The following is a 22,366-nucleotide window of genomic DNA, read 5'->3' on the forward strand; positions in this document are numbered from 1 at the left end:
CCCGGCGTTCCGGAGAGAAGTTCCGCGAAGCGCACTTCCTTGCGGGACCTCGGGGGCGTCCCCGGGCGCGATGTCCTTCTCGCTACTCCAGCTCGAAGGCTCCCGTGTAGAGCTGGTAGTACGTGCCCTTCTTGGCGATCAGCTCCTCGTGCGTGCCACGCTCGATGATGCGGCCGTGGTCGAGCACGATGATGACGTCGGAGTTGCGGACCGTGCTCAGGCGGTGCGCGATGACGAAGGTGGTGCGCCCGGTCATGAGGGCGTCCATGCCGCGCTGCACGATGGCCTCCGTGCGCGTGTCGATGGAGGAAGTTGCCTCGTCGAGCACCATGACCGGCGGGTCGGCCACCGCGGCGCGCGCGATGGAGAGCAGCTGGCGCTGGCCCTGGGAGAGGTTGGAGCCGTTGTCCGTGAGCATGGTGTCGTAGCCGTCCGGCAGGCGGCGGATGAAGTCGTCCGCGCCGGCAAGACGCGCGGCGGCCACGCACTCCTCGTCCGTCGCGTCCAGGCGCCCGTAGCGGATGTTGTCCATGACGGTGCCGGTGAAGAGGTTCACGTCTTGGAGCACCATGCCGAGCGAGTGCCTCAGGTGCGGCTTCTTGATCTTGTTGATGTTGATGCCGTCGTAGCGGATCTTGCCGTCCTCGATGTCGTAGAAGCGGTTGAGGAGGTTGGTGATCGTGGTCTTGCCCGCGCCGGTGGCGCCCACGAAGGCCACCTTTTGGCCCGGCTTGGCGTAGAGCGAGACGTCGTGGAGCACCGTGTGGCCCGGCTCGTAGGCGAAGTCGACGCCAAAGAGACGCACGTCGCCCGCGAGGGGGGTGTAGGTGACGGTGCCGTCCGCCTGGTGGGGGTGCTTCCACGCCCAGCGGCCGGCCCAGTTGCCGTCGCGGCGCTTGCACTCGGTGACGTTGCCGTCGCCGTCGATGGTGCAGGCCACGAGCTCGACGTAGCCGTCGTCCTGCTCCACCGGCTCGTCCAGCAGCTCGAAGATGCGCTCGGCGCCGGCGAGGCCCATGACCACGGAGTTCACCTGGTTGGAGATCTGGCCGATCTGGTTGGCGAACTGCTTGGTCATGTTGAGGAAGGGCACGCCCACGGCGATGGTGAGCGCCGCCCCGGAGATCGAGGGGTTGGGGATGCCCACGACGAGGAACACGCCGATGGCCACGGCCACGATCACGTAGAGCAGGTTGCCGGAGTTCATGAGGATGGGCATGAGCGTGTTGGCGTAGGAGTTGGCCGTGCACGCGGCCTGCTGGAACTCGTCGTTGAGCTCGTCGAAGGCGCGCTCGATCTGGCGCTCGTGCGAGAAGACCTTGACGACCTTCTCGCCGTTCATGACCTCCTCGACGAGGCCCTCCACGGCCGCCACGGCGCGCTGGGTGCGCAGGAAGTTCTTGGCCGAGCGACCCGCCAGGGTCTTTCCCAGGAACGCCATGATCGCGGCGCCCGCCACCACCACGAGCGTCAGCGGCACGCTGTACCAGAGCATGATGCAGCCCACCGAGCAGAGCATGAGCGTCGTGAGGAAGAGCTGCGGCAGCGACTGGGCGATCATCTGGCGCATGGCGTCGATGTCGTTGGTGTAGTAGCTCATGACGTCGCCGTGCTGATGCGTGTCGAAGTACCTGATGGGCAGGTCCTGCATGTGGTCGAACATGAGGCAGCGGAACTTCTTGAGCGAGCCCTGCGTGATGATGGCCATGAACTGCTGCCACACCGCGTTGCAGATGAGGCTCGCGAAGTAGAGCGCGGCGAGGATCGCCGCGTTGGTGAAGACCTGCGGCTGCGCCGTTGCCCAGTCGCCCGACTCCCAGGTCTCGCCCACCACGGTGAGGGCGCGCTCCATGAAGACGTTGGGCATGGCCTGGACCACGCACTGCACGAGGATGCAGCACGCCACGGCGGGCAGCATCACCGGGTAGAAGCCGCGGAGCATCTTGAGGACGCGCAGCGCGGTCCTGCCCATGGACTTTGGCGCACGCCCGCGGTGCATGTTCCTACTCATCGGCGCTCACCTCCAGATCGCCGAGCTGGCGCTCGTCGTGGCTCTGCTTGTTCTGCGAGAGGTAGACCTCGCGGTAGATGGCGTTCCTGCGCAGGAGCTCATCGTGGGTCCCGATGTCGTTGATCGTGCCGGAGTCCATGACCACGATGCGGTCCGCGTCCTCCACGCTCGAGGTGCGCTGCGCGATTATGATCTTGGTGGTCTCGGGCAGGTAGTTGCGGAAGCCCTCGCGGATGAGGCGGTCGGTCTTGGTGTCCACCGCGCTCGTGGAGTCGTCAAGGATGAGGATCTTGGGCTTCTTGAGCAGGGCGCGCGCGATGCACAGGCGCTGCTTCTGGCCGCCGGAGACGTTGGTGCCGCCCTGCTCGATGTAGGTGTCGTACTTCTTGGGGAAGGTCTGGACGAACTCGTCGGCCTGGGCCAGGCGCGCCGCCTCGACAACCTCCTCGTCGGTGGCGTTCTCGTTGCCCCAGCGCAGGTTCTCGGCGATCGTGCCCGAGAAGAGCACGTTCTTCTGGAGCACCATGGCCACCGCGTCGCGCAGGGACTCGAGGTCGTACTCGCGAACGTCGCGCCCGCCCACGCGCACGGACCCCTCCGTAACGTCGTAGAGGCGCGGAACGAGCTGCACGAGCGAGGACTTGGCCGAGCCCGTGGAGCCTATGACGCCTATGACCTCGCCGCTCTTGATGTGCAGGTCGATGTCGCGCAGGGCCTCGCGGTTCTTGTCGCCGCTGTAGGAGAACCCCACGTGGTCGAAGTCCACCGAGCCGTCGGCCACCTCGAAGACGGGGTCTTCCGGCTGGTCGATCGTGGTCTTGGCGTCGAGGACCTCGTAGATGCGCCGGGCGTTCTCCTCGGACATGACCACCTGGGCGAAGATCATCGAGAGCATCATGAGCTGCATGAGCATCATGAAGCCGTAGGTGATGAGCGACGAGAACTGACCCACGTCGAGCTGCTGGCCGCGCGTGGTGACGATGGCGTAGGAGCCGGCGTAGATGACGAAGACCATGACGGTGTAGACGCAGAAGTTCATGATCGGCGCGTTGAGGGCCAGGATGCGCTCTGCGTAGGTGAAGTCGCTCTGGACCTCGGAGGCCGCACGGTCATACTTCTGCTTCTCGTAGTCCTCGCGCACGTAGGACTTGACCACGCGGATGCCGGCGAGGTTCTCCTCCGCGCGCTCGTTCAGGGCGTCATACTTGCGGAAGATGCGACGGAAGACCGGCACGACCTTGCGAATCACCCCAAAGAGGGCGAGCGCCAGGACCGGGATGATGATCACGAAGACCAGCGCGAGCCACCCCGCCATGCTGTAGGCCGCGATGAAGGCGAGCACGAGCATGAAGGGCGAGCGCACGGCCGTGCGGATGAGCATCATGTAGGCCATCTGGACGTTCATGACGTCCGTGGTGATGCGCGTCACGAGAGACGAGCTCGAGAAGCGGTCGATCACCGCGAACGAGAAGGTCTGGATGTTGTAGAACATGTCCCTGCGGAGGTTCCTGGCAAAGCCGGTAGAGGCCTTCGCGCACGTGAGGCCGGCAGCCGCGCCAAACGCGAGCGAGACGAGCGCCATGAGCGCGAGCACGCCGCCCGTGGAGACGATCTCCCCCAGGTCCGCGCCCGCCTTGATGGCGTCGATGAGGTCCGCGGTGCGCAGGGGGATCATCACCTCAAAGACGACCTCGCCCAGGACGAGCAGGGGAGTGACCACTGCCGCCGTCTTGTATTCGCGCACGCTCTGCATGAGCTTGCGCCCCACGGTGCCGTAGCCCACGTGCGAGGCGGTCTTCACGAACTCCTGGTCGAGGTCGGGCTTCTTCGGAAGCAGGCTCATCGCTCATCCTCCTTCTCGGTCCTCACGTTCTTCTCGCCCTTCTCCTGGGCCTCGAGCTCGAGCCAGCGCGCCGCCACGCGGTCGAGCGTGTCCGCGAGACGCTCGCGCTCCGCGGGCTCGAGGCAGTCGAAGGCGCGCGCCTCGAACTCCGCGCGCGTGCGGACGACCTCGCGGGCGCGAGCCTCTCCCTCGGGCGTGAGGGTGACCGTGAGCTGGCGACGGTCCGTCGCCGAGCGCTCGCGCGTCACGAGCCCCTCGGTCTCGAGCTTGGCTATGACCTCGGAGAGCGAGGCGGAGGTGATGCACGAGGCCTCCTGGAGGTCTCGCTGCGTCATCTGCGACCCGTTTGCCAGAAGCTCCACGAGGATGTGCTGCTTGCCGTTTCGACCGCCCCAGTGGACGTGGAGGTAGTAGCCAAAGTACCCGAAGTTTCGCATGATGCGCATCTCTGTGCTCTGGCGGGGGGTTCCGTCCTCCGTATCACACACGGCAGCCTCCTTTCGCGATTTGTTGCAGGTACGTTACCTACTTTGAGTGGCTTCCGTCCAGATGTCAAGGTACCATGCGATATTTCTCGCGGTACCTCGAGATCCGACCGTGCCCCAACGCTTTTCTGCCTCGTCCCATCGGTCGGAGGGGGCGACAGGTGACGTTCCCGAGGCTCCGAGGGGGATCGGGGCGCTGCGGTTTCGGGGGCCAGGGCGCGGATTCCCAGCCGGGCGTCGCGAAAAGCTTGGCCAGGGCACGCTGGGCGACCGCGAGCGGACCGTCCTTCTCGCTCCCGGCGAGAAGGACGCTGGGGCATCCGTGCCCCGGCCCCGCTTTTCGCGACGCCCGGCTGGGAATCCGTGCCCCGGCCCCGCTTTTCGCGACGCCCGGCTGGGAATCCGTGCCCCGGCCCCGCTTTTCGCGACGCCCGGCCGGGAATCCGTGCCACAGTCGGAATAATCGCAACGCTCGAGCGCCCGACCTCATCCTCCTCGTTGAGGCGCGGCAAAACGACGGTCTGCCGAGAAGAACCGTCCATCTCCCGCACCTCACTTCCCGGCGGTCAGAGCCCGGCGCCGAGAACGAGGCCGCCCCCGACGTTCCGGAGAGAAGTTCCGCGAAGCGCACTTCTCGAAGGAACGTCGGGGGCGGCCACCGCTCGTGTGAGGATGTCTGCTACTCCAGCTCGAAGGCTCCCGTGTAGAGCTGGTAGTACGTGCCGCGCTTGGCGATCAGCTCGTCGTGGCTGCCGCGCTCGATGATGCGGCCGTGGTCGAGCACGATGATCGCGTCGGAGTTGCGCACGGTGGAGAGACGGTGCGCGATGACGAAGGTGGTGCGCCCGGTCATGAGGGCATCCATGCCGCGCTGCACGATCTCCTCGGTGTGGGTGTCGATGGAGGAGGTGGCCTCGTCCAGGATCATGACGGGCGGGTCCGCCACGGCGCAGCGCGCGATGGAGAGGAGCTGGCGCTGGCCCTGGGAGAGGTTGGAGCCGTTGTCCGTGAGCCAGGTGTTGTAGCCCTCGGGCAGGCGCTTGATGAAGCCGTCGGCGCCCACCAGGCGCGCCGCCGCCATGCACTCGTCGTCCGTGGCGTCCAGGCGGCCAAAGCGGATGTTGTCCATGACGGTGCCGGTGAAGAGGTTCACGTCCTGGAGCACCACGCCCAGGGAGCGGCGCAGGTCGCTCTTCTTGATCTTGTTGATGTTGATGCCGTCGTAGCGGATCTTGCCGTCCTCGATGTCGTAGAAGCGGTTGATCAGGTTGGTGATCGTGGTCTTGCCGGCTCCCGTGGCGCCCACGAAGGCGACCTTCTGGCCGGGCTTGGCCCAGACGCTCACGTCGTGCAGGACGGTGTGGCCCTTGCGGTAGGCGAAGTCCACGTCAAAGAGGCGCACGTCGCCCGCGAGGGGGGTGTAGGTGAGCGAGCCGTCGCCGTGCGGGTGGCGCCACGCCCAGCGGCCGGCCCAGTCCTCGGAGCGGCGGTCGCACTCGGTGACGTTGCCGGCGCGGTCGATGGTGCAGGCCACGAGCTCGACGTAGCCCTGGTCCTGCTCCACCGGCTCGTCCATGAGCTCGAAGAGGCGCTCGGCGCCGGCGAGGCCCATGACCACGGAGTTGATCTGCTGGGAGATCTGGCCGATCTGACCGGCGAACTGCTTGGTCATGTTGAGGAAGGGCACCGTGACGGCGATGGAGAAGGGCAGGCCGGAGATGGAGAGGTTGGGGATGCCGGTCTCGATGAAGACGCCGCCCATCAGGGCCACGATGACGTAGATCAGGTTGCCCAGGTTCATGAGGATGGGGCCGAGCGTGTTGGTGTACATGTTGGCGACGCGGCTCGCCTCGAAGAGGCGGCGGTTGCGCACGTCAAAGTCCTCCTGCGCGGCGTCCTCGTGGCAGAAGACCTTGACCACGCGCTGGCCGTTCATGACCTCCTCGACGTGGCCCTCGACGATGCCGATCTCGCGCTGCTGCGCCACGAAGTTGCGCGCGGAGCGCGACCCCAGCACCTTGGTCATGTACGCCATGAAGAGCACGCCGGCCACGACGACCACGGCCATCCACACGCTGTAGAAGATCATGACCGAGAAGACCGAGACGAGCGTGACCATGGTGAGCGTGATGTTGGGCAGCGACTGGCCGATCATCTGGCGCAGGGCGTCGATGTCGTTGGTGTAGTGGCTCATGATGTCGCCGCGCTGGTGCTGGTCGAAGTAGCTGATCGGCAGGTCCTGCATGTGGCCGAAGAGGCGCTCGCGGAACTTCTCGAGCGAGCCCTGCGTGATGACGGCCATCGCGCGCGTCCAGGTGAAGTTGAGGACGAGCGAGACGACGTAGATGCCCACGAGCGTGAGCACGAGCGAGCCGATGCTGCCGGCGACGGACTCCCAGTCGCCGGACTGCCAGGTGGCGGTCACGATCTCGAGGGTGCGCTGCATGAACGTGGCGGGCAGCGCGGAGAGCACGGCGGAGACCACGATGCAGACGATCACGAGCGGCAGCATCTTGGGATAGAACGAGAAGAGCATCTTGATGAGGCGGCCGAGGGTCTTGCCGCGCCCGCCGCGGCGGCGGGGCTGCTCGACCTGGCGACCGGCGACGTTCTGGCGCTCGGGCGTGCGCTCGGGCTCGGTGGGCTGGTTGGAGCCGGTCACGTTCTTGAGGATGTTCTCGGCGGAGTTGTTGCTGGACGCCATTAGGCCTCGCCTCCCTTCGCGGGCTCGACGGGCGTCGCGGTGTCGGCGACGGGCTCGTCGTTCTTCTCGTCCTGTGCCTCGGGCGCGGCCTCCTGGCTCGTGCGGTTCTGGGCGAGGTAGGTGTCGCGGTAGAACGGGCAGCTCCTCATGAGCTCGTCATGGGTGCCCAGGCCGGCGATGTGGCCGTTGTCCAGGACGAGGATACGGTCGGCGTCCTGCACGGAGCTCGTGCGCTGCGCGATGATGATCTTGGTGGCGTCGGGCAGGTAGGTCCTGAGGCCCTCGCGGATGAGCGCGTCGGTCTTGGTGTCGACGGCGCTCGTGGAGTCGTCGAGGATCAGCACCTTGGGGCGCTTGAGCAGGGCGCGCGCGATGCACAGGCGCTGCTTCTGTCCGCCGGAGACGTTGGTGCCGCCCTGCTCGATGTAGTAGTCGTACTTGTTGGGGAGGCCCTGGATGAACTCGTCGGCCTGGGCGAGCTTGCAGACCTCCACGAGCTCGTCGTAGGTGGCGTCCGGGTTGCCCCAGCGCAGGTTCTCCTTGATGGTGCCCGAGAAGAGCACGTTCTTCTGCAGCACCACGGCCACGTTGTTGCGCAGGAAGTCGAGGTCGTAGTCGCGAACGTCCACGCCTCCCACCTTGACGGAGCCCTCGGTCACGTCGTAGAGGCGGCTGATGAGGTTCACGAGCGAGGTCTTGGCAGATCCCGTGCCGCCCATGACGCCGATGGTCTCGCCGCTCTTGATGTGCAGGTCGATCTCGGCCAGGGCGCGGTGCTCGGCCTTCTCGGAGTACTTGAACGTCACGTTGTCGAAGTCGATCGAGCCGTCGCGCATCTCTTTCTCGGGGTGCTCGGGGTTCTTGATCGTGGGCTCGGTGGTGAGGACCTCGCAGATGCGCTCGGCGCTCTCCTGGGCCATCGTGATCATGGCGAAGACCATGGAGACCATCATGAGGGCCATGAGGATCATGAAGCCGTAGGTGGTGAGCGCGGAGAGCTGGCCCACGTTGAGCAGCTCGCCGCGACTCGAGATGATGAGGTAGCTGCCAAACTGCAGGGTCACGGCAAAGACGGTGTAGACGGCGAAGTTCATCATCGGCGTGTTGAGCGCGAGGATCTTCTCGGCGCGGGTGAAGTCGGCGCAGACGTCCTGGGCGGCGCGGCCGAACTTCTCCTTCTCAAAGTCCTGGCGCACGTAGCTCTTGACGTCGCGCATGCCGGTGACGTTCTCCTCGATGGACTCGTTGAGGGCGTCGTACTTGTGGAAGACCGAGCGGAAGATCGGGTGCACGGTGCGCACGACCTTGAACAGGCCAAAGCCCAGGAGCGGCACGATGATCAGGAAGACGAGCGCCAGCGGCCCCGCCATGATGAAGGCCATGACGATGCCCGCGAGCAGCAAAAACGGGCAGCGGATGGCGGTGCGGATGATCATCATGTAGGCGAGCTGCACGTTGGTGATGTCCGTGGTGAGGCGCGTTACGAGCGAGCTCGACGAGAACTGGTCGATGTTCGCGAAGCTGAAGCGCTGCACGGCGGCAAAGACGTCGTGGCGCAGGTTCATGGCAAAGCCGCAGGACGCCTGGCTGCACGTGATGCCGGCGCCGATGCCAAAGGCGAGCGACGCGAGCGCCATCAGCACGAGGATCCCGGCGTAGGGGAGCATGTCGGACAGCGTGGCCCCCGCCTGGATGGAGTTGATGAGCTGCGCCGTCACGAAGGGGATGGCAACCTCCATGACGACCTCGCCCGACACGATGATGGGCGTGGCGATCGAGGGGGCCTTGAACTCGCGCAGGCTCCCCTTGAGCGTGCGGACGACGTCGCGGCCGCTCAGCTCCGTCTCTCTTTTCTTCTTCATATATGTCTCCTTTCGACCGGAGTCATTTTGCGACGGAGCGAAGAAGATTTCAAGGTACCGTGCAATCTCTCGTGGTACCAAACAAAAACATCATCTCGACGGCCCGCGACACAAATTGTAAGGTGCCGGCGAACGGTAGAAATGCCAGCTCGCGTCAACCGGCGAACGGTAGCTTACATACGGGGGCGCAATTGTAAGGCGCTCTGTAAGGCACGTGTAAGCCGCCGTCATGGTCCCGTAATGCATGCAACGCGAGGCCGGGGGAGCGGGCGAGAAGAACCTAGGATGCAAGCGAAACGGCGCGGCCCCCGCGGGGGACGGGCCACATCCACGGGAAAGGATACCTTCATGTCCAAGTTCGATCTCTCTCGTCGCCAGTTCCTGGGCGCCTTCGGCGCCACCGCCGCCATCGCCGGCCTTGCCGCCTGCGGCAACACCGGCTCCGGCACCACCGACGACTCCGCCGAGGGCACCGACACCGCCGCGCTCGTGGGCTCCATCTCCTGCTCCGGCGCCACCTCCTTCCAGCCGCTCGTGGAGAAGGCCCGCGACGCCTTCCAGGACGCCAACCCCGACGTCTCCGTCGCCATCTCCGGCGGCGGCTCCGGCCAGGGCCTCTCGCAGGTCGCCGAGGGCTCCGTGCAGATCGGCCGCTCCGACGTCTTCGCGGAGGAGAAGCTCGAGGCCGACCAGCTCGAGGGCCTCGTCGACAACCAGGTCTGCATCGTGGGCATGGGCCCGATCGTGAACGCCGACGTCGACGTCACCGACATCACCACCGAGCAGCTCAAGGGCATCTTCCTCGGCGAGATCACCGACTGGGCCGACCTCGGCGGCACCGCCGGCGCCATCCAGGTCATCCAGCGCGAGGCCGGCTCCGGCACCCGCGCCACCTTCGAGGCCGCCGTCCTCGGCGGCGAGGTCGCCCCGGACAGCTTCCGCCCGGTCGCCGAGGTCGACTCCTCGGGCACCGTCGTGGAGCAGGTCGCCGCGACCTCCGGCTCCATCTCCTACGTCGCCTTCAACTACATGGAGAACGACGGCATCAAGGCCCTCACCGTCGACGGCGTCGAGCCCACGCAGGCCAACGTCGAGTCCGGCGACTTCACCATCTGGGCGTACGAGCACATGTATACCCGCGAGGACGAGGACGAGTCCACGGCTGCCGTGACCAAGGCCTTCATCGAGTTCATGCTCTCCGACGACTTTGCCGACACCGTGGTGGAGGAGGGCTTCATCCCCATGGCCGACATGCAGGTCAAGAAGGACGCCGACGGCAACATCACCGCCGCCTAGCTTAGGTTTCCTCCCTGCGGCGGCGTCCCCTTCCGGGGGCGCCGCCGTTCCCTTGACGAGAAAGGCTCCTCCATATGGCAAACCTCATGCCCAAGCGGAGGCTCGAGAACATAGGCCTGGGAATCACGGGCTTCTGCGTCGCGCTGGTGGCGCTCGTGGTCGTCACGCTCATCTTCATGGTGGCCCAGCAGGGCCTCACCACGTTCTTCGTTGACGGCCTCAACCCGATCGACTTCTTCTTCGGCCAGAACTGGATCCCCGAGCAGGAGCGCTACGGCGCGCTGCCCATGATCGTGGGCTCCTTCGCCGTCACGCTGCTCTCGACCCTCTTCGCCCTGCCCGTCGCCCTTGGCTCTGCGATCTTTGTCGTGGAGGTGGCGCCCACCTTCGGCCGCCGCGTGTTCCAGCCGTTCATCGAGCTGCTCGTGGGCATCCCGTCGGTCGTCTACGGCGTTCTGGGCCTCTACGTAATCAACTCGCTCATCAAGGCGATCTTCGGCGACGCCGCGCCCACCGGCGCCGGCATCCTCTCCGGCTCGATCGTGCTCGCCATCATGATTCTGCCCACGATCACCACGCTCTCCATGGACGCCCTGCGCGCCGTGCCCAATCAGTACCGCGAGGGCTCCTACGCCCTGGGCTGCACGCGCTGGCAGACCACCTGGCACGTGGTGCTCAAGAGCGCCACGCCCTCCCTCATGACGGCGGTCATCCTGGGCATGACCCGCGCTTTCGGCGAGACCCTCGCCGTCCAGATGGTCATCGGCGGCGTCGAGCGCTCCATGCCCACCGGTCTTCTCGACCCGGCGTCCACGCTCACGGCGGCGCTCACGGCAGGCCTCTCCAACGCGGTCTCCGGCTCGGTCTACTACCACGCCCTGTGGTCGCTCGGCCTGATCTTGCTGGCGATGTCGCTCGTCTTCATCCTGATCATCCACCTCATCGGCAGGAAGGGGGCGAAGGCCAATGGCTAGCGAGAAGAACGCGGCCGCGCAGGGCCGCTCCGCGGAGCTCGACGCGCACGTCCGCCGCATCGACTCCCAGGACAAGGTCGCCACCGGCATCCTCACCGTCATCGTGGGCCTGGTCATGCTGCTCGTCGTGGCCATCATCGCCTATATCCTCGTCCGCGGCGCCGGTCGCGCGCTCACGCCGGGCTTCCTTACCAACCCCTACAACGACGAGGTCGTTCCCGGTATCATCTACCAGCTGTGGGACTCCTTCTACATGCTGATCGTGACGCTCGTCATCTCGGTGCCCATCTCGCTGGGTGCGGCCATCTTCCTCGTTGAGTACGCGCCCGACAACTGGGTCACCTCGGCTGCCAAGACGGCCATCGAGACCCTCTCCAGCCTGCCCTCCATTGTCGTGGGCATGTTCGGCTCGCTCTTCTTCGTGGTGACTCTGGGCTGGGGCATCTCCATCCTCGCCGGCGCGTGCGCGCTCACGATGTTCAACATCCCCATCCTGGTGCGCACCATCCAGCAGGCGCTCGAGGACGTGCCCCGCAGCCAGCGCGACGCCGCGCTCGCCATGGGCCTCACGCGCTGGGAGACCACCATCAACGTTCTTCTCCCCGCCGCCATGCCCGCCATCGTGACCGGCATCGTGCTCTCCGCCGGCCGCGTCTTCGGCGAGGCCGCCGCGCTCATCTTCACGGCCGGCTCCGCGCCCGCGCGCCTCAACTTTGCCTCGGTGAACTTCCTGAGCCCCACCAACCCCTTCAACATCTTCCGCCCGGCCTGCTCGCTCGCCGTCTACATCTGGCGACTCACCTCCGAGCCCACGGCCGGCTCCACGGAGATCGTCTGGGGCACCGCGACCGTTCTTCTCGTCTGCGTGCTCCTGTTCAACCTGCTTGCCCGCCTGCTCGGCAAGCTTCTCTCGAGGAGGCTGACCGCAGAATGACAGACGCCACCACCGCGCAGGCGACGCCCGCCGAGGGCTCCCTGCTCACTACCAAGGACGTGACCGTCACCTACGACCTCACGCACGAGGCTCTGCATGGCACCTCGCTCACCTTTGAGAAGGGTCAGGTCACGGCGCTCATCGGCCCCTCCGGCTGCGGCAAGTCCACCTTCCTGCGCTGCCTCAACCTCATGAACCGCGAGATTCCCAAGTGCTCCATCGGCGGCGAGATCCTCTATCACGGGCGCGACATCAACACGCCCAAGGAGAACCTCTTCGAGCTGCGCAAGTCCATCGGCATGGTCTTCCAGCAGCCCACGCCCTTCCGCAAGTCCATCCGCGAGAACATCCTCTTCGCACCCAAGAAGCACGGCCGCGTGAGGACCAAGGCCGAGGAGGACGAGCTCGTGGAGACGTCGCTCAGGCAGGCGGCGCTCTGGGACGAGGTCAAGGACAAGCTCAAGCAGTCCGCGCACGCCCTCTCGGGCGGCCAGCAGCAGCGCCTCTGCATCGCGCGCACCCTTGCGATGAAGCCGGACGTGGTGCTCTTTGACGAGCCCTGCTCCGCCCTCGACCCCATCTCCACCTTTGCCATCGAGGAGACCATCCGCGACATCGCCTCCACCGGCATCTGCGAGATCATCGTCACGCACAACATGGAGCAGGCCACGCGCGTCTCCGACCGCACCGCCTTCTTCTACGTGGGCGACATGGTGGAGACCGGCACCACGCAGCAGATCTTCCGCAACCCGCGCGACCAGCGCCTCATCGACTATCTGACCGGCCGCTTCGGCTAAGGGGGAGGGATAAGAACATGGCAGGCACCAACGACTCCCATCGCAGCATCGCCGAGGCCCAGACGGCCATCACCATCCGCGACTTCGACCTGTGGTACGGGGACTTCCAGGCGCTCAAGAAGATCAACCTCGAGATTCCGCGCAACCGCGCGACGGCCTTCATCGGCCCGTCCGGCTGCGGCAAGTCCACGCTGCTGCGCACCTTCAACCGCATGTGCGACTTCGTGGAGTCCGTGCGCACCGAGGGCACGATCGAGTTCGGCGGGCAGGACATCTTCCAGATGGACGCCAACGCCCTGCGCGTCTACGTGGGCATGGTCTTCCAGCACCCCAACCCCTTCCCCATGAGCATCCGCGAGAACATCCTCTACGGCCCCAAGCGCATGCGTCGCATCTCAAAGGCCGAGGGCGACGAGATCTGTGAGCGCTGCCTCACGCGCGCGGCGCTCTGGGACGAGGTCAAGGACAAGCTCGACAAGAGCGGCCTGGGCCTCTCCGGCGGCCAGCAGCAGCGCCTCTGCATCGCGCGGGCGCTTGCCACCGACCCGGAGATCCTGCTCATGGACGAGCCAACGTCGGCGCTCGACCCCATCTCCACGAGCATGGTGGAGCAGCTCATGACCGAGCTCTCCGAGGACCACACCGTCGTCGTGGTGACGCACAACATGCAGCAGGCCACCCGCGTGGCCGACAAGACCGCGTTCTTCTATCTGGGCGAGCTCATCGAGGAGGGCCCCACGCGCGAGCTCTTCGGCAACCCCAAGCAGGAGCGTACGCAAGAGTATCTCTCAGGGAGGTTCAGCTAATGGTCATCAGCACCCGCACCAAGTTCACCGACCAGCTCAACGAGGTCGAGGAGTACATCAGGCGCTTTGGCGAGAAGACCGTGGCGGACGTCCGCGCCGCCGGGCTCGCCGCCAACGGGGACAAGGGCGCCGCCGAGGGCGTCATGGACGGCCGCAAGGCGGAGGACCGCCTGCGCTCCGCCATCGAGAACACCTGTCTCGACATCATGCTGCTCCAGCAGCCGCTCATCGGTGTGGACCTGCGCTTCGTCTCCGGCGCCTTCCGCATGGTGAGCGACCTCTCCCACATCGACTCCATGACGCGCGACGCGGTCTTCCTCTCCGAGGACATCCCCGAGAAGGCCTCCAAGAAGATCGAGACCGAGATCTCCCAGATGAGCGAGCAGGCCGCCGCCATGGTTGAGAAGGCCGTCGACGCCTTCTGCGCCTCCGACGTCCAGAGGGCCCAGGAGGTCATGGAGGCCGACAACGCGGTGAACGAGCTCTACGTTGCCGTGGAGGACAAGCTCGTGGGCCTCATCCGCGACGGCAAGGCCTCCGCGCAGTACCTGCCGGAGCTCCTCATGGTGGCAAAGTACTTCGAGCGCATGGGCGACCTCGCCAAGCGCATCGCCGCCTGGGCCATCTTCCGCGTGACCGGCGAGCACGTCGTCGCCGAGAAGGCGAGTCAGAGGCAGGCTGCGACCGCGGAGTAGGGTACAGTAGGATGGGTTTCGAGCGTCGGGAAGGAACTGCGGTGGTCTACTACGTAGAGGACGACAAGAACATCCGGGAGCTCACGGTCTACGCCCTCGGTCAGGGCGGCATCGAGGCGCGCGGCTGCGCCGATGACGCCGAGTTCCGCCGCGCCTGCGCCGAGCGCACGCCCGACGCCGTCCTTCTCGACATCATGCTGCCGGACGCGGACGGGCTGGAGATCCTGGCCCGTCTGCGTCGCACCCCCGGGCTCTCGCACGTGCCGGTGATGATGCTCACCGCCAAGGACACCGAGCTCGACACCGTGAAGGCCCTGGACTCGGGCGCGGACGACTACCTCTCCAAGCCCTTTGGCATGATGGAGATGGTGAGCCGCACGCGCGCGCTCCTGCGTCGCTCCGGGCGCGAGGCAGCGGCGGCAGAGAAGCCCGCGTCGCTCGTCTCCGGTGACGTGACCCTCTGGCCCGAGCGCCGCGAGGTCACCGTGGGCGGGCGCGAGGTCCAGCTCACCATGCGCGAGTTCGACCTGCTGGAGTTCCTCATGCGCTCTCCCGGCGTGGTCTTCTCGCGCGAGACGCTCCTCCAGCGCGTCTGGGGCTGGGACTTCGACGGCGGCTCGCGCACGGTTGACGTGCACGTCCAGCAGATTCGTGCCAAGCTGGGCGACTCGTCGGACCTCATCGAGACCGTCCGCGGCGTGGGCTACCGCGTCCGCGGCTAGGTGTGACAATGGGGGTTGACAGTTTGCCCGAGGGGCTGACAGTTTGCCCGGGTCCAACTGTCAACCAGAGTAGTTGACAGTTGGACCCGGGCAAACTGTCAGCCCCTCGGGCAAACTGTCAACCCCGACTGTCACGCCACGCCCCAGCGCAAGGAGGAGGACGAATGACCAGGCAGCCCGGCGGAAAGGGTTCGCTCTCACACAGGATGTTCGTTGCCCTCGTGGTGGCGTGCGCCAGCGTGGCCGTCGTGGTTACCGCGGCGGCCTCCTTGCTCTACCAGTCCGCCTTCCTCGCGGACGAGCACGAGCAGCTCGCAGCCGAGTGCCGGACCCTGGCGTCGCTCCTGGACCAGACGGATGACGACGCGAAGGTGCTCTCCGTGCTCGACCTCGGGGAGATCCGCGCCACCCTCATAGACCCGGACGGCTCGGTCACCTTCGACTCCCAGGCGGACGCCGAGACGCTGGAGAACCACGGAGACCGCCCCGAGGTCGTGAACGCCTTCGAGTCAGGATCCGGCACCTCCGAGCGCGCGAGCGACACGGTGGGCTACACGAGCATCTACGAGGCTGTGCGTCTGGAGTCCGGCCAGGTCATGCGCCTCTCCGTGGACCGCGCCGGCGTGCTCGCGTTTCTCGTGCAGGACATCGTGCTCCTGGTTCTTCTCGCCGTGGTGCTGGTGGCCGCGAGCTGGGTGGTGTCGCACCGGCTCTCGCACCGCTTCGTGCGGCCCATCCTGGAGATAGACCCGTCCTCTGGCGACGGCGTCGCTCCCTACGTTGAGCTCGACCCGCTGGTCACGCGCCTGAACGAGCAGCACGAGGAGCTGCTCCACCGAATGCGCGCCGTCCAGGACGCTGCGGACCTGCGCCGCGAGTTCACCGCCAACGTGACGCACGAGCTCAAGACGCCCATCGCCTCCATCCAGATGGCCGCCGAGCTCATCCGCGACGGCATCGCCAAGAAGAAGGACGTCCCCGAGTTCGCGGGGCGCATCTACGACGACGCACGGCGCCTCTCCAGCCTGGTGAGCGACATCCTCACCCTCTCCAAGCTGGACGACTCCGAGCGCAACGGCAACCAGGAGCTCTTTGGCCCCTCCGAGCCCGTCGACCTGCTCTCGGTTGCCCGCGACGTGGCGGACCGCCTTGCGCCCAAGGCCCGCAGGAGCAGCGTCACTGTGAGCGTGGGCGGCGTCTCGTGTCCCGTGCGCGGCAACGCGCGCCTGCTGGACGAGCTCGTGACCAACCTGTGCGACAACGCCATCCGCTACAACCGGGTGGACGGCAAGGTCTACGTCTGGGCCCTGCCGGTGGACGGCCGCCCCGCCGTGCGCGTGAGCGACACCGGGATCGGCATACCCGCCGAGTCGCGGGACAAGGTCTTCGAGCGCTTCTACCGCGTGGACAAGGGGCGCAGCCGCGACATGGGCGGCACCGGCCTGGGCCTTGCGATCGTCAAGCACGCCGCGGCCTACCACGGTGCCGAGATCAGGCTCGAGAGCGAGGTCGGCAAGGGGACCACGATCACCGTGCTCTTCCCCTCGCAGCCGTAGCTTGCACATTTTGGGACGTGCCTGAAACGTGCATATACTTGCACGTTTCAGGCACGTCCCAAAATGTGCATTAAGCGTGGCAAAAGCTCTTACTCGTTGCGCGCTCGAGGCCATCCACGGTCCCGAGACTGAATCGGTGGGTTGGCGGCAGAGGCCGGGTGACGGTTTCCTCGCGCCGAAACTCCCTGTCAGGTTTTCCTCCTCCGTGCGTATCGTAGGTAGAGGCACCGGGGAGGGGAGGGGACGTGAGCGCGGGACATCGGGCCGAGCGGCTGGTCAACGACTACGCGGACCTCATCAAGCGCCTTTCCTACACCTATCTGGGCACAGCCGCGGATGCAGAGGACGTGTGCCAGGAGGTCCTCCTTAAGCTGCTCGACCGCGCGGAGCCCTTTGCGAGCCCGGAGCACGAGCGTGCCTGGGTGGTGCGCGTCACTGCCAATCGCTGCAAGGACCTGCTCCGATGCCGCTCCGCGCGCCCGACGCTCCCTCTTGACGAGGTTTCGGAGCCAATTGCCCCGGACCCGGGGGATGACCGCGCGCGAGCCGAGCTCGTCCTGCGCGCGGTCATGCGCCTTCCGCTCGAGTATCGCGAGGCCATCTTCCTGCGCTACTACGAGAACTACTCCATTCGTGACGTTGCCCGGGCGTGCGGCTGCGGCGAGGACGCGGCGGCACAGCGCCTGAGTCGGGGCCGCGCAAAGCTGAGGGTGCTGCTCAAGGAGGCTGGTTACGATGAAGAGGGTCTTTGACGACTATCGCGAGGGCCTCGACGCCCTGTCCTTCTCGCCTGCCGAGAAGAACGAGCTGGTTGAGAGGCTCTTGGCGGCATCCGCCCCGCGGAGGCGTCCCTGGGTCGCTCGCGCCGCCGCCATCGCCGGGCTGGCGCTCGTGCTGGGGGCGGGTGCGGGCGTGGCGCGCGCCACGGGGGCCATCGACGCCGTGGCAGCCTACGTGGCCAGCGCCTTCTGGGGAGGCCAGGCGTCGGATGACGTTGTGGGGCAGGTGGGGCGGCCCCTCGGCGCGAGTGCTGCCTGCGACGGCGTGACGGTCACGGCGGAGGCGGTCTACGGGGACCGCTACGCCTTTGCCGTGGTCCTCTCCGTCAAACGGGAAGACGGGGAGGACTTCGAGGGACTGCTCGACTCCGCGAGCCCCTCGAGTCGCGGCCTCTGCTTCGAGAGCATGTCCCTCGAGGTCGATGGCGGCGAGAAGGACGTTGTCTCCTCGGGCTCCTTCTCTGACGCGGATCCAGGAGACAATGCCCATGAGTTCGTGATCTTGGCGAACGCCGGGATTGGAGAGGGCGGCGTGCAGGGCTCCACGGCACGGGTGACGCTGGGCGACCTCTACGTTCACGGCGCTCATCCGGGCGACCCCGACACCCCTCTGGCCGAGGGCGAGTGGAGCCTCGAGGTCCCCCTGGACTACGAGGACACTACCGTCGAGCTGAGCGCCGGGCAGGAGGCCACGGTTGGGGGCGTCACTCTCACCGTGCGGGAGGCCACGGTCTCGCCGCTCTCTGCGAGCTTCGTGTGCGAGGTGGGCTCCGGAGGCCTTGACCTGGCGACCGCCCTCCCCGTGACCGTGACGCTCGTGGATGGGACCTCGTTTGAGGTGCTGAACGGGGGCTCTCAGGTGAGTCCGCGCCCGGACGGTGGCTTTGACGTCACCGTGGGCGTCATCTTCGACCGCATCCTCGACGTGAGCGACATCGCGAGCGTGGCGATCGGTGACGTGGCGATCGAGGTTCCCCGCGGGTAGTGCATAAAACGGTGCATAAAACGGGACGTGCCTGAAACGTGCAGATTCTTGCACGTTTCAGGCACGTCCCCAAATGTGTTGCACGTTTCAGGCACGTCCCAAAATGTGCAAATGTGCGGCTAGAGCTCGAGCTCCCAGAGGTTGGACCAGCCGGGGAGGGGGAGGCCCGGGTAGGGGAGCCAGATCGGGCGGTGACGCGTGAAGCCCCGGCTCGCGTAGAGCGCGTTGGCGGGCACGTTGGCCACGTTCGTGTTGAGGCGCACCACCTTGGCGCCCAGCTCGCGTGCGCCCAGGATGCCGGCGGCGATGAGCGCGTCCGCCACGTGGCGCCCGCGTGCGGCGGGGTCGACGGCCAGCAGGTGCCAGCCGGCGACGTCCTTCTTGGCACGCCGCTTCCAGCTGGGCCCGCCGAGGCCGGAGCCGTGGCCGGAGGCACGCCCGTTGCCCATGGAGGCTTCTCGGTTCACCGCTACCGCGCCAAGAAGGGCGGCGTCGTCCGTGGGCATGCCGTCGCGCACGTCCGAGCGCTCGAACGCGCCCCAGTACGCCCCTGACGCGAGGAGCTCGCTCGCCATGCCCGCGGGCGGCCACACGTCCTGGACCCAGCCCGAGGTCCCGGGCTCGGCGTCCACGTGGCGGTACAGCTCGTCGAGCTTCTCGGCCCAGAGGCCGGAGACGGGGACGCGGCAGACGGCGAGGTCGCCCGGGACCTCGACGCCGCGGGCCTCGTGGCACTCGTCGTTTCTCGCCACGCAGGCAAGGAGCTCGCGCGCCACCGCGGCGGGCGCCATCTTGGGGAGGTTGTGGTCGATGCCGGGCTCCACCACCTTGATCGCGCCGGGGACGGCGGCCACGATGCGGTCCGTCTCCTCGGGGAGGATCTCGTCGAACTCGCCCACCATCACGGTCACGGGGCAGTCGATCCCCGCGAGCGATGCGGCGTCAATTTGCGGGTTGTCCACCATGAGCTGCAGGAGCTCCGCGATGCGGGCGGACTCGGCGGGGGAGGGCACGGGCGTGCCGTCCTCCAGCGTGGCGCCCTCGTAGCCCTCCTCGGCCCAGCGGCGGTTCTCGGCGGCGGCGAAGGCCATCCAGTCCGTGTCCTCCTGCGGCAGCCCGGCGGGCGTGAGGTTGGCGCCGAGCGCCGTGAGGCTGAGCACGTGCGCGCCCCAGTCGCGCGCGACGAGAAGCCCCAGGATGCCCCCGTCGGAGAAGCCGAGCACGTGGACCTGCGGCACGCCCAGCCGCGAGCAGGCCTCGATGGCGTCCGCAGCCATGAGCTCGTAGGTGAGCGGGGCGGTGCCGCGCGTCGAGGCGCCCTGGGAGCGAGAGTCCACGGCGACGACCGAGCGCCCGCTCGCGCAGACGGCGTCGATCACGGGCCCAAAGATGCCGTGCTCCTCGCCGTTGCCGTGCAGCATGAGGACCGGCGGCACCCGCAGGTCCACGCCGAAGGGCGTCCCCGGCGCGTCCGTCACGCCCTCGGGTGCGTAGACCCACGCCACGATGGTGGCGCCGTCCGGCATGGGGCACTCCACGCGCGCGGCGAGCGGCGTCTGCGGCAGCGCGTACGGGCGCGGGACGTGTACGGGCGGGAACTCGACGGACATACCGGATCCTTTCGGTCACGTGTTCGAACGGTCTGGCGAGAAGGTCCGGCGCTCAGACAGTCCTCGCCGCAGAGGACGCGGCTGCGGAACTCGCGGCGGACCTTCTCGCCAGACCTGCGACAACGGTATTCGTAGGCTCAGGGCAGGGAGGTCCGCCGCGAGTTCTTGCCGAGCGTTCTTCTCGGCAAGCTGTCTGAGCGCCGGAGCCTCCCTGCCCTGAGCCGGACGGATGGGTTATTTGCCCTTCACCTGCGACGGGTGCTTCTCGAAGAAGTCGTAGCGCGGGGGCAGCGGCACGATGGCGTGGGACTCGGGCGTCTCGCCGAGCGCGGCCGCAAGCTCCGCCGGGCCGTCGAAGGCGTGCTCCCAACTGAAGAAGAGCTCGGGCGAGAAGCCCATGTGCTCGCAGATCTTCTCGCAGCCAGCTGGCACGGCGGGGTGCATGAGCAGCGCCGTCGCGCGGAGCGCCACGAAGGCGTCGGCGAGGGCCTGCTCGTAGGCGGCGTCGTCGCCCTTTGCCGCCTTGGAGGCCTCGTCCCAGCGCTTGTTGGCGGCGCGGCAGAACTCCTCGGCCACGGCAAGGGCGCCGTGGGCGTCGAACTCGTAGGCGCGGCGCTCGAAGGCGAGCACGGCCTCGCGCGCGGCGTGCACGGCGTCGGCCGCGGGCGCCGCGGCGGGCAGGTGCGCGTCGCAGACGTTTGCCGCGCCGTAGAAGCAGCTGCGGGCGAGGCGGTTGAAGATGTTGGTCAGGAAGGCGCTCTCCTTGAGGGCGGGGTCCACCACACGCGGGTCGTCGCGCACGAGCACGTCCTCGCCGGTCTTCTTGTCCTTGTGGGAGACCGAGGTGTCGAAGGCCTTGGGGTTGAAGGAGACGGCCTTCTGGTCCAGGCCGAGCGAGAGCCAGTGGGCGCGCAGCTGCTCGGGGGTGTAGGCGTCCAGGAGCTCGGCGGCCATGGGGGGCACGATCTTGCCGGAGCTCGAGGCCTTCTTGTTCATGAAGAGGATGTGGTAGTTGGCCACGGGCACGTCCTGCGTGAGGCCCCAGCCGAGCGCCTCCCAGAGGGCCGGCTGTGCCACGCAGTAGAAGTAGATGTTGTCCTGGCCGATGAACTGGTAGACGCGAGCGTCCTCGGAGCACCACCAGTCGTGCCAGTCGCGGCTGGAGTAGCGGCCCTCCGGTGCCAGCGAGAGCGCGGTCTGCGTGAACGAGATGGGCGCCCAGAGGCTCTCCGGCCACACCCACACGGTGAGCCCGGAGCTGCCCTCGAGCTCGGGCGCGGGCACGCCCCACTCGATGTTGCCGGTGATGCGCAGCGGCAGCAGGCACTTGCCCGTGCGGAAGCGGACGCCCGCGGCGTCGAGGACCTCGCGCGCCTCGTCGCGCGCCTCCCATCCGGAGAAGGTGAGCGAGAAGGACTGCTGGCCCTTCTCGGCCTCCGTGAGCACGTGCCCGGGGAGCCTGTCAGCCACTGCGTCGTAGGCCTCGCGGAACTTGGTCTGGACGTAGATCACGGGGTCGACGAGGCTCTCGCGCACGGTCTTGGTCACGACGGCGCGGACCTGCGGGTCGAGGTCCCACTCGTCCATCAGACGCTCGAGCTCCTCGCGGAAGGCGGGGAGGTCGAAGTACCAGTTGTCCACGGGACGGAGCTCGGGCGTGGTGCCGGTGAGCTGCGAGACGGGGGCGATGAGCTCCTCGGGGTCGAACTGGTGGCCGAGGTCGCACTCGTCCGCATAGGCCTTCTCGGACTTGCAGCCGCGGACGGGGCAGCGGCCCTGAACCTGGCGGCCGTTCAAGAAGGTCCCCGCCTCCACGTCAAAGAACTGGCGCGTGGTGCGGCGGTGGAGGTAGCCGCGCTCGTGCAGGCGGCGGATGAGCTCGTCCGTGAGGCGGGCGTGCACGTCGCGCGCGGGCTCGAGGCCGGAGCCGGCGAAGAGGTCGAGCGAGATGCCGTAGGCGTCGAGCGCCGCCTTCTGGGCGTCGTGGTTCACGCGCACGTAGTCCTCGATCGTGCCGGCGTAGCCCTCGTTCTCCACCTTCTTGCGGAAGCCCTCGGCGATGGGGGAGCCGTAGCAGTCCGTGCCGGAGACGAAGAGCACGTTCTCGGGCCCGATGCGGTCGCGCAGGAAGCGCGCGAAGAAGTCCGCGGGGACGAAGACGCCGCCGATGTGGCCGAAGTGCAGGTTCTTGTTGCCGTACGGCATGCCGCCGGTGATGACGGCGCGGCGGGGGAAGCTCGGTCGGGTTTCGGGCATGTGCGCTCCTTATGGGACGGGTTCAGCCTTTCCATTTTGGCACTTCTTCCC

The 22,366-nt window shown here is 67.2% G+C and carries 17 protein-coding genes; 10 read left to right on the forward strand and 7 right to left on the reverse strand.

Annotation, left to right across the window (positions count from 1 at the left end; genetic code table 11):
- Positions 1 to 82 precede the first annotated feature (82 nt).
- From B5F79_RS00815 to B5F79_RS00835, 5 genes are all read right to left on the reverse strand, one after another.
- The gene (locus B5F79_RS00815; RefSeq protein ID WP_087217007.1) at positions 83 to 2,011 is read right to left on the reverse strand and encodes an ABC transporter ATP-binding protein; all 1,929 of its coding nucleotides are present in this window, start codon (positions 2,009 to 2,011) and stop codon (positions 83 to 85) included.
- Positions 2,004 to 3,764 carry an ABC transporter ATP-binding protein gene (locus tag B5F79_RS00820; RefSeq protein WP_206390953.1) on the reverse strand — a complete coding sequence of 587 codons (1,761 nt, stop codon included), beginning with the start codon at positions 3,762 to 3,764 and terminating at the stop codon, positions 2,004 to 2,006. The genes B5F79_RS00815 and B5F79_RS00820 overlap by 8 nt, the downstream gene beginning before the upstream one ends.
- A gap of 86 nt (positions 3,765 to 3,850) precedes the next feature.
- Positions 3,851 to 4,291: a MarR family winged helix-turn-helix transcriptional regulator gene (locus B5F79_RS00825; RefSeq protein ID WP_241147211.1), complete on the reverse strand. Its 441-nt coding sequence runs from the start codon at positions 4,289 to 4,291 to the stop codon at positions 3,851 to 3,853.
- 727 nt (positions 4,292 to 5,018) lie between these two features.
- Positions 5,019 to 7,043 (reverse strand): ABC transporter ATP-binding protein, encoded by a 2,025-nt coding sequence (locus B5F79_RS00830; RefSeq protein WP_087217008.1) that lies wholly within the window; start codon positions 7,041 to 7,043, stop codon positions 5,019 to 5,021.
- Positions 7,043 to 8,905, reverse strand: coding sequence for an ABC transporter ATP-binding protein (locus B5F79_RS00835; RefSeq protein WP_087217009.1), 1,863 nt, complete (start codon positions 8,903 to 8,905; stop codon positions 7,043 to 7,045). Before B5F79_RS00835 ends, B5F79_RS00830 begins: the two co-directional genes overlap by 1 nt.
- Before the next feature lie 348 nt (positions 8,906 to 9,253).
- On the opposite strand from B5F79_RS00835, the gene B5F79_RS00840 reads away from it, so the two are divergent.
- From B5F79_RS00840 to B5F79_RS00885, 10 genes are all read left to right on the forward strand, one after another.
- Positions 9,254 to 10,201: a phosphate ABC transporter substrate-binding protein gene (locus B5F79_RS00840; protein ID WP_087217010.1), complete on the forward strand. Its 948-nt coding sequence runs from the start codon at positions 9,254 to 9,256 to the stop codon at positions 10,199 to 10,201.
- 74 nt (positions 10,202 to 10,275) lie between these two features.
- Positions 10,276 to 11,175 (forward strand): phosphate ABC transporter permease subunit PstC, encoded by a 900-nt coding sequence (pstC, locus tag B5F79_RS00845; RefSeq protein WP_087217011.1) that lies wholly within the window; start codon positions 10,276 to 10,278, stop codon positions 11,173 to 11,175.
- On the forward strand, positions 11,168 to 12,109 hold the full coding sequence (pstA, locus tag B5F79_RS00850) for a phosphate ABC transporter permease PstA (protein ID WP_087217012.1): 942 nt from the start codon (positions 11,168 to 11,170) through the stop codon (positions 12,107 to 12,109). The genes pstC and pstA overlap by 8 nt, the downstream gene beginning before the upstream one ends.
- The gene (gene pstB, locus B5F79_RS00855; RefSeq protein ID WP_087217013.1) at positions 12,106 to 12,906 is read left to right on the forward strand and encodes a phosphate ABC transporter ATP-binding protein PstB; all 801 of its coding nucleotides are present in this window, start codon (positions 12,106 to 12,108) and stop codon (positions 12,904 to 12,906) included. Before pstA ends, pstB (B5F79_RS00855) begins: the two co-directional genes overlap by 4 nt.
- A 17-nt stretch (positions 12,907 to 12,923) precedes the next feature.
- Positions 12,924 to 13,712 (forward strand): phosphate ABC transporter ATP-binding protein PstB, encoded by a 789-nt coding sequence (gene pstB, locus B5F79_RS00860; RefSeq protein WP_087217014.1) that lies wholly within the window; start codon positions 12,924 to 12,926, stop codon positions 13,710 to 13,712.
- Positions 13,712 to 14,407: a phosphate signaling complex PhoU family protein gene (locus tag B5F79_RS00865; RefSeq protein WP_087217015.1), complete on the forward strand. Its 696-nt coding sequence runs from the start codon at positions 13,712 to 13,714 to the stop codon at positions 14,405 to 14,407. Before pstB (B5F79_RS00860) ends, B5F79_RS00865 begins: the two co-directional genes overlap by 1 nt.
- A gap of 41 nt (positions 14,408 to 14,448) precedes the next feature.
- Positions 14,449 to 15,129: a response regulator transcription factor gene (locus tag B5F79_RS00870; protein ID WP_087217016.1), complete on the forward strand. Its 681-nt coding sequence runs from the start codon at positions 14,449 to 14,451 to the stop codon at positions 15,127 to 15,129.
- A 164-nt stretch (positions 15,130 to 15,293) separates the two neighbouring features.
- Entirely contained in the window at positions 15,294 to 16,685 is a 1,392-nt protein-coding gene (locus B5F79_RS00875; protein ID WP_087217017.1) for a sensor histidine kinase, read from the forward strand.
- Positions 16,686 to 16,930: 245 nt separating this feature from the next.
- The gene (locus B5F79_RS00880; protein ID WP_087217018.1) at positions 16,931 to 17,437 is read left to right on the forward strand and encodes an RNA polymerase sigma factor; all 507 of its coding nucleotides are present in this window, start codon (positions 16,931 to 16,933) and stop codon (positions 17,435 to 17,437) included.
- Positions 17,421 to 18,449 (forward strand): hypothetical protein, encoded by a 1,029-nt coding sequence (locus B5F79_RS00885; protein ID WP_087217019.1) that lies wholly within the window; start codon positions 17,421 to 17,423, stop codon positions 18,447 to 18,449. The genes B5F79_RS00880 and B5F79_RS00885 overlap by 17 nt, the downstream gene beginning before the upstream one ends.
- 119 nt (positions 18,450 to 18,568) lie before the next feature.
- Here the strand turns inward: B5F79_RS00885 and B5F79_RS00890 are convergent, their stop codons facing one another.
- Together B5F79_RS00890 and B5F79_RS00895 are read right to left on the reverse strand one after the other, a co-directional pair.
- Positions 18,569 to 20,059, reverse strand: coding sequence for an alpha/beta fold hydrolase (locus B5F79_RS00890; protein WP_087217020.1), 1,491 nt, complete (start codon positions 20,057 to 20,059; stop codon positions 18,569 to 18,571).
- A 234-nt stretch (positions 20,060 to 20,293) separates the two neighbouring features.
- Complete coding sequence (locus tag B5F79_RS00895; RefSeq protein ID WP_087217021.1) at positions 20,294 to 22,315, reverse strand: class I tRNA ligase family protein; 2,022 nt, start codon at positions 22,313 to 22,315, stop codon at positions 20,294 to 20,296.
- Positions 22,316 to 22,366: the final 51 nt, after the last annotated feature.

Origin of the sequence: Olsenella sp. An285, assembly GCF_002159625.1 — a bacterium.
In the GTDB taxonomy this organism is placed as follows: Bacteria; Actinomycetota; Coriobacteriia; order Coriobacteriales; family Atopobiaceae; genus Thermophilibacter; species Thermophilibacter avicola.

Bases quoted from the DNA above. Each gene is read 5' to 3' on its own strand.
- B5F79_RS00815 (WP_087217007.1), bottom strand. From the start codon at position 2,011: ATGAGTAGGAACATGCACCGCGGGCGTGCGCCAAAGTCCATGGGCAGG.
- B5F79_RS00820 (WP_206390953.1), bottom strand. From the start codon at position 3,764: ATGCAGAGCGTGCGCGAATACAAGACGGCGGCAGTGGTCACTCCCCTG.
- B5F79_RS00825 (WP_241147211.1), bottom strand. From the start codon at position 4,291: ATGCGAAACTTCGGGTACTTTGGCTACTACCTCCACGTCCACTGGGGC.
- B5F79_RS00830 (WP_087217008.1), bottom strand. From the start codon at position 7,043: ATGGCGTCCAGCAACAACTCCGCCGAGAACATCCTCAAGAACGTGACC.
- B5F79_RS00835 (WP_087217009.1), bottom strand. From the start codon at position 8,905: ATGAAGAAGAAAAGAGAGACGGAGCTGAGCGGCCGCGACGTCGTCCGC.
- B5F79_RS00840 (WP_087217010.1), top strand. From the start codon at position 9,254: ATGTCCAAGTTCGATCTCTCTCGTCGCCAGTTCCTGGGCGCCTTCGGC.
- pstC (WP_087217011.1), top strand. From the start codon at position 10,276: ATGGCAAACCTCATGCCCAAGCGGAGGCTCGAGAACATAGGCCTGGGA.
- pstA (WP_087217012.1), top strand. From the start codon at position 11,168: ATGGCTAGCGAGAAGAACGCGGCCGCGCAGGGCCGCTCCGCGGAGCTC.
- pstB (WP_087217013.1), top strand. From the start codon at position 12,106: ATGACAGACGCCACCACCGCGCAGGCGACGCCCGCCGAGGGCTCCCTG.
- pstB (WP_087217014.1), top strand. From the start codon at position 12,924: ATGGCAGGCACCAACGACTCCCATCGCAGCATCGCCGAGGCCCAGACG.
- B5F79_RS00865 (WP_087217015.1), top strand. From the start codon at position 13,712: ATGGTCATCAGCACCCGCACCAAGTTCACCGACCAGCTCAACGAGGTC.
- B5F79_RS00875 (WP_087217017.1), top strand. From the start codon at position 15,294: ATGACCAGGCAGCCCGGCGGAAAGGGTTCGCTCTCACACAGGATGTTC.
- B5F79_RS00885 (WP_087217019.1), top strand. From the start codon at position 17,421: ATGAAGAGGGTCTTTGACGACTATCGCGAGGGCCTCGACGCCCTGTCC.
- B5F79_RS00890 (WP_087217020.1), bottom strand. From the start codon at position 20,059: ATGTCCGTCGAGTTCCCGCCCGTACACGTCCCGCGCCCGTACGCGCTG.
- B5F79_RS00895 (WP_087217021.1), bottom strand. From the start codon at position 22,315: ATGCCCGAAACCCGACCGAGCTTCCCCCGCCGCGCCGTCATCACCGGC.